General features: G+C 54.8%; 13 protein-coding genes and 1 pseudogene. 9 read left to right on the top strand and 5 right to left on the bottom strand.

Going from position 1 to position 14,553, the window contains the following annotated elements:
- Nucleotides 1–214: hypothetical protein (locus ACR0AO_RS24820; RefSeq protein ID WP_480609512.1), on the bottom strand; the 214-nt coding region annotated here is incomplete at its 3' end.
- Between the two features lie 40 nt (nucleotides 215–254).
- Entirely contained in the window at nucleotides 255–956 is a 702-nt protein-coding gene (locus tag ACR0AO_RS24815) for an IS6 family transposase (RefSeq protein WP_480609510.1), read from the bottom strand.
- 64 nt (nucleotides 957–1,020) lie between these two features.
- Here ACR0AO_RS24815 and ACR0AO_RS24810 point away from each other — a divergent pair.
- A pseudogene (locus ACR0AO_RS24810) lies at nucleotides 1,021–1,926 on the top strand (aminomethyl transferase family protein); the annotation flags it as partial.
- Nucleotides 1,927–2,228: 302 nt separating this feature from the next.
- Here the strand turns inward: ACR0AO_RS24810 and ACR0AO_RS24805 are convergent.
- The gene (locus tag ACR0AO_RS24805) at nucleotides 2,229–3,206 is read right to left on the bottom strand and encodes a LysR family transcriptional regulator (protein ID WP_480609507.1); all 978 of its coding nucleotides are present in this window, start codon (nucleotides 3,204–3,206) and stop codon (nucleotides 2,229–2,231) included.
- 244 nt (nucleotides 3,207–3,450) lie between these two features.
- Between ACR0AO_RS24805 and ACR0AO_RS24800 the strand changes: the two genes are divergently transcribed.
- The 3 genes from ACR0AO_RS24800 to ACR0AO_RS24790 all read left to right on the top strand — a co-directional run bounded on the left by ACR0AO_RS24800 (nucleotide 3,451) and on the right by ACR0AO_RS24790 (nucleotide 4,677).
- Entirely contained in the window at nucleotides 3,451–3,822 is a 372-nt protein-coding gene (locus ACR0AO_RS24800) for a DsrE family protein (protein WP_058279900.1), read from the top strand.
- 40 nt (nucleotides 3,823–3,862) lie between these two features.
- Nucleotides 3,863–4,228, top strand: a complete 366-nt coding sequence (locus tag ACR0AO_RS24795; protein ID WP_480609503.1) for a rhodanese-like domain-containing protein — start codon at nucleotides 3,863–3,865, stop codon at nucleotides 4,226–4,228.
- 170 nt (nucleotides 4,229–4,398) lie between these two features.
- Entirely contained in the window at nucleotides 4,399–4,677 is a 279-nt protein-coding gene (locus tag ACR0AO_RS24790; protein ID WP_480609500.1) for a DUF1127 domain-containing protein, read from the top strand.
- Between the two features lie 345 nt (nucleotides 4,678–5,022).
- Here ACR0AO_RS24790 and ACR0AO_RS24785 read toward each other — a convergent pair whose 3' ends face one another.
- On the bottom strand, nucleotides 5,023–6,741 hold the full coding sequence (locus tag ACR0AO_RS24785; protein ID WP_480609497.1) for an adenylate/guanylate cyclase domain-containing protein: 1,719 nt from the start codon (nucleotides 6,739–6,741) through the stop codon (nucleotides 5,023–5,025).
- 317 nt (nucleotides 6,742–7,058) lie between these two features.
- A complete protein-coding gene (locus ACR0AO_RS24780) occupies nucleotides 7,059–9,941 on the bottom strand; it encodes a Tn3 family transposase (protein ID WP_480609493.1) in 2,883 nt (960 codons plus the stop codon).
- Nucleotides 9,942–10,118: 177 nt separating this feature from the next.
- Between ACR0AO_RS24780 and ACR0AO_RS24775 the strand changes: the two genes are divergently transcribed.
- From ACR0AO_RS24775 to ACR0AO_RS24755, 5 genes are read left to right on the top strand one after another with little or no spacing between them, the layout of a single operon-like run.
- A complete protein-coding gene (locus ACR0AO_RS24775) occupies nucleotides 10,119–12,404 on the top strand; it encodes an RHS repeat domain-containing protein (RefSeq protein ID WP_480609491.1) in 2,286 nt (761 codons plus the stop codon).
- Complete coding sequence (locus ACR0AO_RS24770) at nucleotides 12,401–12,763, top strand: hypothetical protein (RefSeq protein WP_480609488.1); 363 nt, start codon at nucleotides 12,401–12,403, stop codon at nucleotides 12,761–12,763. Before ACR0AO_RS24775 ends, ACR0AO_RS24770 begins: the two co-directional genes overlap by 4 nt.
- Nucleotides 12,764–12,815: 52 nt before the next feature.
- Entirely contained in the window at nucleotides 12,816–13,697 is an 882-nt protein-coding gene (locus ACR0AO_RS24765; protein ID WP_480609486.1) for an RHS repeat domain-containing protein, read from the top strand.
- Between the two features lie 6 nt (nucleotides 13,698–13,703).
- On the top strand, nucleotides 13,704–14,075 hold the full coding sequence (locus ACR0AO_RS24760; RefSeq protein WP_480609484.1) for an ankyrin repeat domain-containing protein: 372 nt from the start codon (nucleotides 13,704–13,706) through the stop codon (nucleotides 14,073–14,075).
- A gap of 7 nt (nucleotides 14,076–14,082) precedes the next feature.
- Entirely contained in the window at nucleotides 14,083–14,355 is a 273-nt protein-coding gene (locus tag ACR0AO_RS24755; RefSeq protein ID WP_480609481.1) for a hypothetical protein, read from the top strand.
- The last annotated feature ends 198 nt before the right edge of the window (nucleotides 14,356–14,553 follow it).

Here is a 14,553-nt window from a genome sequence, read left to right as displayed (position 1 = left end):
TGTCCAATGCTGCCAGCATTCGCGGGGCATAGAGCTTGAAGCGGTGATAGCCCTGCTCGACATAGGCCAGCGCATCCGCTTTGACGGTCTTGCCGAGTGTCCCTGCCATTGCGACGAGGTTTTCCAGCACATCCCAGCCACAGGAAGCATCTACGGCACTGGCGACAGCCATGTCATCGCCTTTGGCTATTAACAGTGTGGTGGGTGTTGTCACATTAACTTCCGGCCCACCAAGGAATGCTGATGCTCGGGTTTCAAGCAGTTCGAGTGGCGGTATTCCAGGCGTCAAATGCCACGAGTCGGTGATATCGGATTGTTAAGGCTGAACGACGACGTGCGGGGACACAGAAGCAATTCCGAATGGCTGAATGGGTGGCCACGAACCTCTGCAAACCTCCTGGAGAGTGATGGCCTTGCATCGTCCGTTCTCGCTTTCGAAATGGGAGATGGCTATTTTCGGCGCGATTATTGGGTCCCTTGTGCGACCAATGATCCAGACCCGGCGCGATCTCCCGCCTAGCGGCGCCAAATGAGCTCAGCTTGTCCGTGATGATCCGCTTGGGAACGAATCCAAGACGCTTTATCAGGCGGCGCAACAACCGTTTTGCAGCCCGTTTGTCCCGTTTTGGTTGGAGTATTTCGTCCAGCACGATGCCATGTTGATCGGCCGCGCGCCAAAGCCAGCACATACGACCGGAGATTCTCACAACAACCTCATCGAGGTGCCAGACATCGCCGGGACGGTCCTGTCGTTGACGCAATTTTCGAGTGATCAGCGGTCCGAACTTGATGACCCAACGCCGGACGGTCTCGTAAGACGCGTCGATCCCGCGCTGCAGCAGCATCTCTTCAACTTCACGCAGGCTCAAATTGAAGCGAACATAAAGCCACACCGCGTGCGTAATAATCCGAGGAGGAAATCTGTGACGCTTGTAGCTGATGGGCGATGAATTCATCGATGCCACCTACGACCAATTACGGACATGAATAACCAAACGGCAAGTTAGCGTGACATCACCACATGGCGGCATGATCGACGATGGCACCGTCTACCGGCTGGGAGAGACCAAATTCCGATGGATTGGCGGCAACGACACCAGCGGTTTGTGGCTGCAGGAACAAGCGCGCAAGCGCAACATGAATGTCTGGGTTCGAAACTCTACAGATCAGTTGCACAACATCGCGGTCCAGGGGCGGCACAGCCGCGACATCCTCTCGCAGATATTCTGGACGCCACCCCAGCAGCCAACCATTGAAGAATTGCCTTGGTTCCGGCTTACAGTGGCCCGGGTCGGGGATGTGCGCGGAACCTCGGTCGTGATTTCCCGAACCGGATATTCCGGCGAATTAGGGTATGAAATCTTCTGCCACCCCAAAGATGCCGTCGAGATTTTCGACCGTGTCTGGGAAGTTGGTCAGGACTATGGAATCGCCCCGCTTGGCCTTGCTGCCCTCGACATTTTGCGGATCGAAGGTGGCTTGATCTTTGCCGGGTCCGAATTTGACGATCAGACCGATCCGTTCGAGGCCGGGATCGGTTTTACCGTCCCATTGAAATCTAAGACCGATGATTTCATCGGGCGCAGCGCAATTGAGGAACGCAAGGCTCACCCTCAGCGCAAACTGGTCGGGTTTGATATAGAAGGTGGAACAGTTCCTTCTCCGGGAGATTGTGTACGTATCGGAAAAGCGCAGGTCGGCGAAATCACCAGCGCGATGAAATCATCCATCTTAGGCAAGGTCATCGTCCTCGGGCGGGTTTCATCAACCCATGCGCAGGAGGGGCACGACATTGAGATCGGCCAACTGGATGGGCAGCAAAAGCGCCTGAAAGCAAAAACTGTTTCGTTCCCGCATTTTGATCCAGCTAAAGAGCGCGTGAAAGTTGTTTACCCCAGTAAAAATGTCCCGGATGCGGCCGAATGAAAACTTGACTGCCAAACAAACGGCCAAAGTTGCGGCCGTTTGTTTTCTGAAGCTTGTCATCGCAACTTCACCAACAAGTGGCTTCGCGGGCGAATGTAACCGGGTTTCCGCGCTTGAAAACTATAATGCCACTGGCTTCTCACCGAATGGGGCGATGTGCACAACGTTTGTTGGCCTGGCTCAAACGATCCGGGCGGTCGTAGAATACGCATTCGTGAATCGATCCTGCCAACATTTCTTTCTTGGCTCTTCAAACCGGCACAGTGATTGCCGATTTGGGTTCGGAACCTGCCAATACAAACTCAGAATGCTTGAGAGAGTGGCCTCCCTGAAGTCGCCGATCCCCTTGTTCCATCGATCAAAGAAGCCTTTATGCGCAGTGCTTCATAGAAATGCCTCATTGCGGCGCGTACCCGGACCGTGTGGCGGAGATCTGGGTGGGTCAGCACCCAAAGTTCCCGTGCAAGTGATGCAATCGGTTCAGTTACCCGTATCAGCCTCGGGTGGACATCTCCGAAAAAACAGGGGAGTAGCACCACACCCATCCCTTCCAAGGCCGCATTGGTGGCGCCCCGGGTCAAGCTGCTTGTGAGCGCAATGCGATTGCTGGCCAAGGCTCTGTTCTTCCAAATCAGGGGTATGAGCCAATCGACTTCGTTGTCCTTCATAACCCAGTCATGTTCAGCCAGTGACTTTTCCGGGCGTTGTTCCAGATACGACTGGGCCGCGTAGACGCAAAACCGAAATTCGCAGATTTTTCGTCCCAATAATGCCTCCGGAGGCGCCGAGGTCACACGGATTGCGATATCCGCCTCGCGCCGATTAAGATCCAACGGGTCGCTGGTTGTGACAATCTGGAATACAATATCGGGGTTGTTATTCCGAAACTCGTGCATCGGTCCCACGAGCAGATCAGTGGATACATACTCGGGCGCCGTAATTCTGATTTTTCCCTGAAGCCGTTTGTCGCGACCCAGAATATGGCGGCCCAGGGCAAACACTTCCCCTTCAACACGCTCAGCACATTGCATGGCTGCCATTCCGGCGCCGGTCATTCTGTAACCCGTTGGCAGACGGTCGAAAAACCGAACGTTTGTTTTCTCCTCGATCGCTGAGATCCGGCGAAAGATCGTGCTGTGATTCACCTTCAAAATTCGGGCCGCCCCCGAAAGGCTGCCCGTTCGGCCAATTGCCAGGATCACGGACAGATCATTCCACTCCAGTTCCATCTCGGGGATGTGAAGCAGACGGTCTGTCGGATCGGTGTCAGCGGGGCTCATTGGATCATGTGCGTTTTTGCAAACTGATTTTACCAGATTAGCGAATTTTCATGCGCAATCAAACACCGCACCATTGGGGCATCGGGCAATCAAGCGTCCATCCAGATGAGATCGAACCAATGTTTGCCGGAATGGAAATGCAGGATGTCACCGCCAAAAACACCGGACCCCTTCCGAAATCGAGACCCCGTCCGGCCTGGACAAACGACTGGACCAAACCCCGTCAACGGCAATGGAGTGAGAAATGACTGATCATCCCAAGAAATTAGCCATCGTGGTTTCGCGCGGACTTGATGACGAGCGCGCGACCGTTGCTTTCACCATCGCAAAGACCGGGCTCGCCTCAGGTCAACAAGTGACCATGTTCATGGTGAGCTCCGGCGTCGACATTGTCAGGAAAGGCGCTGCTGACAACGTTCAGATGAACCCTTTTGACCCCCCGCTCAAAGAGTTGATCGACCATTTTCAGGACAGCGGCGGGCGTATCCTTGTCTGCCCGCCTTGCGCCAAAGTGCGCGGCTATGCGGATGATGATTTCATCAACAACGCACAGGTTGTGGGCTCGCCCGCACTCCACGCGTTGATCCTTGATGGCGCGGCCACCCTCTGCTTCTGAAAACCAAATTCGACCGAATACTTAAACCAAGGAGAAAATCATGACTTCGTGCAGCAACAACGGTGCCGTTACCAGCTCAAGTGCCACGCCCATCTCGGCGAAACAGGCGCATAGTTACTATGGCCGGGCCGGCGTCGAATTTGTCGATCCTCGACCGGCGGAAGCCATCGCCGAAACGACCGGCAAGATCCCAGGTGCTCGGCTGATTTCCATCGGCGATGCCGAGGCGGGAAACCTGCCTCCGGCTTTTGCTGATCGGACCATCCACATCGTGGCCACCTGTCAGGCTGGTCCGATGGCATTGAAACTCGCCGAAGCATTTACCAGACAGGGATTTCCAAATGTCAGCTGGATCGAAGGTGGCACACAAGCGTGGATCAATGAGGGTTACGAAGTCATCCGCTGACCTGCGACCTCATTAGAATCATACCAAAGAAAACCTCCAGCCAACGCCGAAGGCTTGCGGTCGGTGCTGGCGCACATTGGGGAATGAGCGCGTGTAACGCGATGGCAGACCCATAATCAACGATCAACATTACCCAGCATATCGGAGCTGTTCGCATCGGTACTGATCGCATGAACGCTTCGACAAATGGAGCGAAGGAAGGAAACATTGTGGTCTTTCAATCTATAGAAACTTCTTCAACCGGTTTTGTAGATCGGATGAAAAGGGCAATTGGTGATCAGGTTTCGCTGATGCTTGCCGCCGCCAAACGCCGCAGCAGGGCAAGGAATGACCAACAAAAACTTGAGCGTTTATCAGCCCGAATTCTCAAAGATATCGGGCTGCACCGGTCCGAAATTCACGAAGCAGTCTGGTACACCGGGCCCACACGCTATGTTTACCGTCGTTAAACTGATAAAGACGACCGTTTCTCGAAACGTGACCCACTTTTTATGTAAAACCACCGGGGCGGGTCAATTTCGTCAACCTCAGTCCAAAGTTTGCGACACATCCCGCAACCATCGGAGCACGGGCAGCGTTCGCCCTTGCTTCGAAGCCCCGATCAAACTGCCGGCAACGTACGGTGTCACGTTCAAATTGTCCTGATGGAACCATCGATGAGGCTACGAGCCGACGTTCCTTGCAAATAGTGATTTGGCCAAAAAATGCTATTTCCGATTTTCCATTTTTTCAGCAAAATCAGCCGTCACCAGACCGAGCGCCAGCGAAGGAAGCCCATCACTCTACGGATCTTGTCACTCTGGCAGTCCGGCACGAAGCAGCGCTTCGATGTCGCTGCGAGCACCATCCTTTGCACTGTAAAGTTGAGTTTTAGCCCACTGGCTGACAGTGAAGTCTGGGCGGTACTTTAGCAGTTCCTCGGCATGCTCTCGCGCCGCTTGTTCATTCCCCTGCTGCGTGAAAATAATCGTTAGATCGACAAGACCGAAGCCCGGGACATGCGCACCGTAGTTTTTGAAGGCAGAAATAGCCTCATCGAAACGGCACACAGAGCGAAGTGCAAAACCGTAAACACCAAAGTACCAAGGCGGATGCTTGGGGCAAAGCCGCATGGCGCGTTCCGCTGTGCGTACGGCTTCCGCTGGACTGCCGTCGAAAATCTGAGACAGCGCCAGTCGAATTGTAATTTCGGCGTGGCTAGGATTCAGTTCCAGTGCTTGCTCGAACTGGGCAATTGCGCCTTTCGTATCGCCATCCAGGTTACTGGCGAAACCAAGCACCCCATAAGCTTCAGCACTGCGTTCGTCGACGTCCAGCGCGCGCTCGGCCCAGTTCCTCATCAATTCGATTGAGCGATTGCGTGCCGTGGCAAAGCCATGGCGTGCGTCCATTCCGTGCGTCAAAGCCAGCGTAGTCATGGCTGCGGAATACCGAGGATCAATCTCCAACGCTCTTTCAACCATCATCCGAGCGGCTGCGATCGTTTCTTTTGCCAAGTTGCGCATCGTTGCATTTGCTTGAACTTGCAATTGCCAAGCGCGGAAATCTTGGGTTCCAGAACCCCGCTCAATCGCCATTTCTCCTTCCAGAATCTCCCCGTGCAGCGCTTTGGCGATGCATAGAGAAATACTATCTTGCAGATCGAAAATGTCCTCAAACTCGCGATCATAGCGCTCCGACCAGAGCTGATACCCACTGGCGGTATCGACGAGTTGAGCACTGATCCGGAGGCGTTTTCCAACCTTTCGAATACTGCCCTCCAGAACGTGGCTCGCGCCCTGTTCAACCCCGATTTGTTGCACATCAACTGGTTGTTTCTTGTAGCCCGCGGTAGAGTGACGCGAGATCACGAGCAATCCGGGGACCTTGGATATCGTCGCAATAATTTCCTCCGCCAGCCCGTCGGCCAGAAACTCCTGTTCTTCGTCGCCATAGGTTTCAAAAGGTAGAACTGCAATGACAGGATCTTCCTGCTTCGTTGGCACATCTTTCCGGGAAGGATCGTTGGCGGGCCATGCGAAAGCTACTACCGGCCGGTCTATGTTTTTTAAGTGCTGCGGGCCGAGGCTGATAAACTTCTCTTCGACTTTTCCTAGAGTGTGCTCGTATACGGATTGCGAAATGCAAAGACCGCCAGGTTCTGCAAGTGCCTCAAGGCGTGCTGCGACGTTCACGCCTTCCCCGAAAAGATCATCACCCTTGACTATTACGTCGCCGAGATTGAGGCCGCATCTAAACAGCATTTTCCGCCTTTCCGGTCGCGCGGCCGCACGTTCGGACAACTCTATCTGGATCGCTGTGGCGCAACGTACGGCCTGAACAGGGCTATTGAACTTCGCAATAAACCCGTCTCCTGAACTGCCAAAAACTCGGCCTCCGAATTGCTCTATGTGGTGTTCGATCAGGTTCCGGCTCGCCATAAGATCAGTAAGGGTCGTTTCTTCATCGTGATGCATCAGCCGCGAGTAGCCGACGACGTCCATCGCGAGAATAGTGAGCAAGCGACGTTCCAAACTAGACCTCCTCTTATAGGAACCTAGCTGTCGTGAGCGTCGGTGCCCAGCCTGGCGTTGCCTTCGCTAGCTCAATAAACCGGCAACGTGCCGCACGCGATCAGCGTCGGCACAACCAATAAAAACTTCCCTGACTTCTCTTTCCGTTTAGTTCGTTTGAATGCATGCCACGCCGGAGCGGCAGGCTGACCGTCACTCCGCGCTTAGCTAGCAGGTCTTCAACATCGGCGGTGCTGAGCGCGAAGCGATGGTAGACCCAAACGGCATATGGGGGTCTGATGCCTGAGAGGGCAGGATCCTACGTTAAGACCGTCTGATCACCTTTTGGGCCACCTGTATTCACCTGTCAGGAGTATGTGGGCCCATCCGAGTGGCGAGATATGCGCCAGCAGGTTAGGCGAGCAGTCTAATCCTTCGCGGCGGCGCTCGGCGACAGCGTTCCCAAGGTGTTTGGTGTTCCAGTAGATGACAATCGCGGCGAGCAGGTTCAGGCCAGCCATGCGATAGTGCTGTCCTTCGGAAGTTCGGTCACGGATTTCGCCCTGCCGCCCGATGCGGAGCGCGTTCTTCAAAGCGTGGTGTGCCTCCCCTTTGTTGAGGCCGATCTGCGCCCGGCGCTGCATGTCGGCGTCAAGCAACCAGTCGATGATGAATAGTGTCCGTTCGACTCGTCCGATTTCTCTCAACGCCACCGCAAGCTCATGCTGGCGGGGATACGCAGAAAATTTCCGCAACAATTGGCTTGGAGGCATGGCCCCTGCCACCATGGTTGCGGCGCTGCGCAGGATATCCGGCCAGTTCGCGGCGATGACAGGCTCCCTGATCTTACCCCCAATCAAGCCTTTCAGTTCCTTCGGACAGGATGTGGGGTCGAAGAGATAAAGGCGCTTGGACGGCAGGTCGCGGATGCGGGGAATGAACTGGAAGCCCAGCAGAGCGGTGACCGCGAAGACATGGTCGGTGAAGCCACCTGTATCAGCGTACTGTTCCCGGACTTTTTGACCCGCACCAGTCATCAACAAACCATCCAGAATGTAGGGTGCTTCGTTCACCGTGGCCGGGATGGTTTGGGTGGCGAAGGGACCGAACTGATCGGAGACATGAGTGTAGGCCTTCAGCCCAGGTTCGTGGCCGTATTTGGCATTAACGAGATTCATCGCCTCCCCTTGACGTGAAGTAGGGAAGAACTGGCCGTCGCTCGATGCGGCCTGTCCGGCGCCCCAGAACTGAGCCATCGGCAACGAAGATTGCCCCTCAATCACCACGGCCAGGGCGCGGGCCATTGCCTCGCTTTCAATGTGCCACCGTGACAAGCGGGAGAGCTGGAAATAATCATGGGTGTTCGTGGCACCTGCCATTTTGCTGAGACCAATATTCAACCCTTCGGCAAGCAACACATTCAACATACCTATCCTGTCCTTGCAGGGTACGCCGGTGCGCAGATGAGTGAATGCCTCAGTAAAGCCAACCTCGTCATCCACCTCGAGCAGGAGATCGGTGATCCTAGTTTCCGGTAGTCGTCGATAAAGGTCGAGTACCATGGCGTTGGCCTCTTCTGGGACGGCAGCGGTCAGCCGGTCAAGTTTGAGATTACCGTTTTCGATAAGTCCTCCCGGAATCGCGCCAGCTCTGGCGGCACGGGCAAGTCTCTGCAAACCATTGGCCAAACGGGCCTTCCGATCTGCCAGCCAGGCTTCCGGTTCAAACGGCATAGTCAGTCTCGGTGTGGACCGAGCGATCTCGGCGGGGACAAGCGCTTCCTTGAGATCGCCATAACGTCGGGAATGGGCAAGCCAGACGTCGCCGGATCGAAAACCCTCGCGCAGGTGGCACATGACGGCCACCTCCCATAGCCGGTGCCCGTTATCGTCCCTCAGGTGACGATGCCATTTTGAGGTGCGGCGCAGAAAACTTCGCGGCCGGACGGCCGTTGTTTCGCCAACTGCGATGATTTCCGCAGCAGTCAGTAACGGTTCGGCAACCGGAGCTGCTTTGATGTTGAGTGCCCGCAACATGCGCGGACCGTAGCGCCGGAAACGATGATAACCATGGACGACATGTGCCAGCGGATCGGTCGCTAATGTCTCGGTGAGTTGGGCTGCGGTTGCAACAAGGTCCCTGAGCGTGGACCAACCCCCGGAATTTTGAACGGCCTCTTCCAGCGGGGCTTGGTCTTCGTGCGCTTCAAGCAACGCCGACCCAAGGGTCGAAAATGCTTTCAGGGTGTCCTTCAGAGTTGATTTGGCGTCGGCCAAGCAGGCGTCACTTCGTGATTTGGCCTCACGCCAGGTTTTGCCAACGATCCGATCATGGGTCTCGACCACTGCATCGGCTACCGCACTTCGCCATTCCAAAACGCAGACTGCGAGAATTGCGAGGCGCCGATCACCAGAGATATCCCTCATGTCCCCGGCGAAGTAGCGCTCACCCTGACGGCGAAGACCAGCAACGCGATGCGGCGGGATATCGGACAGCAGAGAACTGTCGAGTATGATATCTTGCAGTGCTTCCAGTCGATCCAGCAGACGGTTCATGTCGGCCGAGTTCCGCCCTGTCTCAAACTGCCGCAACCAGACAAAGCGGGTGACGCTGCCATCTGCACTCTCGGTCAGCAAGGCATCAAGGCGATCACGCATTTCGCCTTCCAGTTGATCGACAATCCGAGCATCAATCCGTCGTTCTGCGGCAACAAGGGCGTCTGCACAAAGACGCTCGATCACTGTTATTCCGGGCAGGATGGTTTGGGTCGAACGGCAATGATCAACAAACCACCGCGCCAGCTCTTCGTTCGACCGCGCCGCCTCGGCTTTCTTCTCTAGCCAAACCTTCAAGTCGCGTGATCCCCGTCCCGCGAGCATCTTGTAACCATAGATCTCGCGCAGGATTGCCAGGTGTTCGTGCCGGGTTTCTTCACGGCTCGCATATGTGGCCAGATCCTCGGGCCTCAGTCCAAGTTGGGCCGCCAGGAAGCGCGTGATTTCCAGCGGGATTACTTCACCTGGGGCGAGCAACCGACCTGGATATCGTAGGGCGCAAAGTTGCAGCGCGAAGCCGAAACGATTGTGAGGGCGTCGGCGGGACCGAATGATCTCAAGATCGTCATCCGCCAGGGTGTAGTGATGTAGCAAAAGAGCTTCGTCGGTTGGCAGATCAAAAAGGGCCGCGCGTTGGCGGCCAGTCAGGATTTTCCGACGGGGCATATTGTTACTTCCTTGGAAAGAGAAATGTCCGAAAAGAGATCGATTAACGATCTTGCCAAAATCTTCTCAGTCTCAAAGCCTGCCGTCCATAAAACGTTGCAGCGAATAGAGCGTCAAATCAGCCCTTAACGTAGGATCCTGCCCCCTCCGGCATCAGACCCCTATAGCTATGATGCAATGGGCAATATCACCCGGACTCAGCATGAAAATGCCAGCGGCACAGCGACTTACTTTGAGGACTCCCTCTATGATGAGCTGGGCCGCCTCAGAGGTATTGTTGGAGCGCACGCTCAGGACCCGACCTTTGCCTATGACGTCGAAGACAATCTCATCAAGGCAAACGATGCCATTGGCAAAACCAGAGAGTATGGCTTTGACGCGTTGAATCGCCTGGTCTCAGAATATGACGGGGTCAACAATGCGCTGACCAGTATGACCCACAATGACGCGGATCAGGTCACCCAATACACCGATCCGCGCAATGTCGCGACAAGCTTCAGCTATAACGGCTTCGGTGAGGTGATTCAGGAGACGAGTGCCGATCGCGGCACGATGAACTATACCTATGGTGCACGAGGTCTCGTCACCTCGATGACTGATGGTCGTGGAGTTGTGTCGAACTACACATATGACAATGGGGGGCGCATCACATCGCGCACGTTCCCGTCTTCCCCCGCCCACGATCAGCTGTTCACCTATGACGGAACCGCCAATGGCAGCCAGGGTCAGGGGAACATTCATACCATCTCGGATGAGGCGGGTGTCATCACGCGCGAATATGGAGATGGCGGAAAACTGAAGCTGGACCGGCGCCAGATCGGCGCAGCCACCTACGACACCAAGTACTTCTACAATGGCAAGGGATTGTTATCGAGGATCAAAACATCTTCGGAACTCAGCATCAAATTCAGCTACACCGGCCAGCAGCAGATCAAGAGCGTGAAAATTCAGCGCAATGTTGTCGACCCGGCAACCGGGCAATTGCCGCCTGAAAAAGTCGTTGTCGATGATGGAAACTACCGGCCTTTTGGCCCGCTTTTCCAGTTCAACTATGGAGATGGCGGGGAGCATACCAAAGATCACGACCAATCCTACCGCGCTACACGCGTTCGGGATACGATGGGAGGTGTTGCTTTCCGGGACGTCAGCTATGGCTGGAGCGTTCGGGATGATCTGAGAACGGTCACCGATAACCTCAACAGCCTGAACTCCGAAGACTTCAAATATTCCGCACAACAACGGCTGCGCTTTGCCACCGGCCCCTATGGTGAGATCGAATTCACCTATAACAAGGTCGGCGACCGGGCGAGCAGGAAGTTGGACGATTTCGGCACGGTTACAACCGAGGACTACACCTATCCCGAAGACTCCAACCGTCTGGCCAGCATCTCCACCGGTGTCAGCAGCCGGACCTTCAGCCACGACATGGCGGGCAACGTCACCTATGACAACCGCAGCGGCGGCGGCTATGGCTATGGCTACAACGCCGCGGGCCGGATGTCTGAGTTTTCGATCAACGGCGTGCTGCAGGCGGAATATGTCTATAACGCGCTTGGTCAGCAGGTGGTCCAGCGACTGGTGCAGGACGGCAAGACGCTGCACGTGATCCATGACGCTGACGGCAACCGGCTGGTCGAGTATGAATATGACCCGGTCGCCGGAACCTCGACACTGCTGCGTGAATATATCTGGATGGACGGTGAGGCCGTGGGCGTGGTCGAGAATGACCAACTCTTCTTCATCCGCACCGACCATATCGGCCGGCCGGTGTTTGCCACCGATGAACTCGGCGGCAAGATTTGGGAAGTCTCCTACCTGCCCTTCGGACGCATCGACACTTTCTGGCAAATAACGCCGCTCACGATCGGCTTCAACTTTCCGGGCCAGTGGTATCAGACCGGGTCCGGCCTGCACCAGAACTGGATGCGCGACTACGACCCCACAACAGGGCGGTACCTCCAGGCCGACCCCCTCGGACTCGTCGATGGGCCGAGTGTCTATGGATACGCGCTCCAGAACCCGGGACGGTATACTGATCCGAGAGGAGAACGAGGTGTGCCCTCCGGTTCTCTAGCAGGGACATTTGGCATGATTCCTCCACCAGTAGGATTTAGTGTAAATCCCCATAATATGGAGATGTCAACTTGGCCACAATTTAAGCCACGGGATGTCCCGGACCCGTCGAACATCAATGATGGACCACAGTGTAGCAGAAACTCATGTATGCTTCGAACAGAAGTGTCGTCCGAACAACTTAAAGCCGCTGGGCTTCATCCCGGCGGCAGTGGACCAGGCGGAACCAAGGGTTGTCTTTATAGATGTCCCGGAGGAAAAATGAAACTGGAACTGTTTTCGAAGAACTTTCAATGCCCACCTACGATTTCCGATTTTCCGGGTCAAACCTATAATGATCTGAGTTCATTCGAGCTGTTGAATCTCCGTGGGGTAGGAGTGCGCTATTGACACAAAGTATGACGTTGAATTTCGAGCAAGACGGATTGAAGCTTCTTCAAGCTTCTCTTGAGGAGTTGGTGCGGAGCAGCCCTGAAAATGTGTGTTTTGGATATCTCATCTTTCAGGGTATCGATAGAGCGCGTTTGTTGCTTGGTGCTCACCATACACTAAATGTTCCTTATGGGCAGGTTTTTGACTGGCAGCCCCAAACAGTTATCTGTTGTGATAACCGAATTATGGCGATGAATAGCATTTTCGTTCACTGTGAAGGGACAGCAACCAACATGCGAAGCTCAATTTTCAATGCTCCCGAACCGGGTGCCCTTTATGTTTCTTACACATACACCTGGCTTCAACCTTGGGAGTAGGAATTCTGCTCCAAGCCCCTTAGATTGGATAGCTCGCAGGGCTAATCACGATGTGATCCACGACGCCGACGGCAACCGGCTGGCGGAATATGAATACTACCCACTCTCCGGAACCTCGACGCTGCTGCGCGAATATACCTGGATGGACGGTGAGGCCGTGGGCGTGGTCGAGAACGACACGCTCTACTTCATCCGCACCGACCATATCGGCCGGCCGGTGTTTGCCACCGATGAGCTTGGCGGCAAGATTTGGGAAGTCTCCTACCTGCCCTTCGGACGCATCGACACTTTCTGGCAAATAACGCCGCTCACGATCGGCTTCAACTTTCCGGGCCAGTGGTATCAGACCGGGTCCGGCCTGCACCAGAACTGGATGCGCGACTACGACCCCACCACGGGCCGGTACCTCCAGGCAGACCCCCTCGGCCTCATCGACGGACCTTCCGTCTACGGGTATGCGCTCCAGAACCCGGGGAAATACGTCGATTCGAGGGGAACGAATACAATCCCATTCCCAGCTAACCCATTCTTCCGCATCGGCCCAAGAACCTTCCCACGTGGGTTACCAAGATCAAATCCCTTTGGTGAAGTTTTGCCACCGCCTGTTTTATTTCGCGACAAAGGTGTTCCAAAGAGCATCGATGACCCTCGTGCCCAGTACCAACATGACAAGTACAAGAGGTATTGTGACAATCCACCTCCCAATACTGGAGATTATTGCACCGATTTAGTCAATCGCGCAAACTACCATCTAACTTGTGCAAAAATGAAAGAAGATTGGGATAATCAGTGGCGCAAAGGCACGCACAAGCCTGAGATAGGCAAGAGGCGACAGAAAGCCCAAGAATTAATGTCGAAATACTATGTGCGTTGTGGAAATACTGCGTGCTTGCAAGATCCAGATGACTTTGTGTCAATCGTAAATCGAAGGTGAGAGGTGATGAGCCAGATTGACGAGATCTTAGAAAAATATGCTGCAATGCCATTTTTCGACCTTTGTGATGTTTCGACTGTTTTTTCTCGTGCACTTGATGGTGATACCGTGTTGCACAAGATCGTCGCTCAGAATGACATTGGGTCCCTTGTTGTAGCGCTAAGAGTGGCTGGTACTGCGGATGTCATTGGTGATGAGGGTGCCACTCTAATGCATGTGGCAGCACTGCATAACAGCGCTGAAGCTGCGAGTGTTTTGTTGGAATCTGGAGCAACTACAAGTAGTGTCGATAACTTTGGGCGAACACCTCAACAAGTAGCCGAGCAAAACAGATCGCAGGCGTTTCTTGACGTACTTTTTGAGTTCAAGGGTAGGTGAAACGGAGTTGCGCCTGCGTTGTCTATGGTGGAAAGTCGATCAGGCGGAATATGAGCACGACCCACTCTCCGGAACCTCGACGCTGCTGCGTGAATATATCTGGATGGAGGGTGAGGCCGTGGGCGTGGTCGAGAATGACCAACTCTTCTTCATCCGCACCGACCATATCGGCAGGCCGGTGTTTGCCACCGATGAACTCGGCGGCAAACCTCCAGCCGTGGTCTATTGGCTGAGAAAAAATGAAACCCAACCCGATCAGCAGGAGCAGAAAGTAGCTTAAATCACGCCGGAAACTGTCCAAACATTGGGGGGTAGCTCAGATATCGGGCATTTCTGTTCTGTAAAACACACAACTTGGGGTCTGCTCCGGCTGGGGGCAGACCCCAAGTTGGCCAGAGCCACGCGAACCAGCAGTGGCGGCTTGCGTTCGATCAGGCGATCAAGCCAGGGATCTGTTCGTGTTCTATTTCGAGCGCGC

Source organism: Ruegeria sp. AF8, assembly GCF_056541825.1.
This window is presented reverse-complemented; position numbering and strand designations above follow the sequence as displayed.

What these genes read in the sequence shown, in the direction of transcription:
- ACR0AO_RS24815 (WP_480609510.1), bottom strand. Translation starts at nt 956, where the DNA reads ATGAATTCATCGCCCATCAGCTACAAGCGTCACAGATTTCCTCCTCGG.
- ACR0AO_RS24795 (WP_480609503.1), top strand. Translation starts at nt 3,863, where the DNA reads ATGACTTCGTGCAGCAACAACGGTGCCGTTACCAGCTCAAGTGCCACG.
- ACR0AO_RS24790 (WP_480609500.1), top strand. Translation starts at nt 4,399, where the DNA reads ATGAACGCTTCGACAAATGGAGCGAAGGAAGGAAACATTGTGGTCTTT.
- ACR0AO_RS24780 (WP_480609493.1), bottom strand. Translation starts at nt 9,941, where the DNA reads ATGCCCCGTCGGAAAATCCTGACTGGCCGCCAACGCGCGGCCCTTTTT.
- ACR0AO_RS24800 (WP_058279900.1), top strand. Translation starts at nt 3,451, where the DNA reads ATGACTGATCATCCCAAGAAATTAGCCATCGTGGTTTCGCGCGGACTT.
- ACR0AO_RS24760 (WP_480609484.1), top strand. Translation starts at nt 13,704, where the DNA reads ATGAGCCAGATTGACGAGATCTTAGAAAAATATGCTGCAATGCCATTT.
- ACR0AO_RS24775 (WP_480609491.1), top strand. Translation starts at nt 10,119, where the DNA reads ATGGGCAATATCACCCGGACTCAGCATGAAAATGCCAGCGGCACAGCG.
- ACR0AO_RS24805 (WP_480609507.1), bottom strand. Translation starts at nt 3,206, where the DNA reads ATGAGCCCCGCTGACACCGATCCGACAGACCGTCTGCTTCACATCCCC.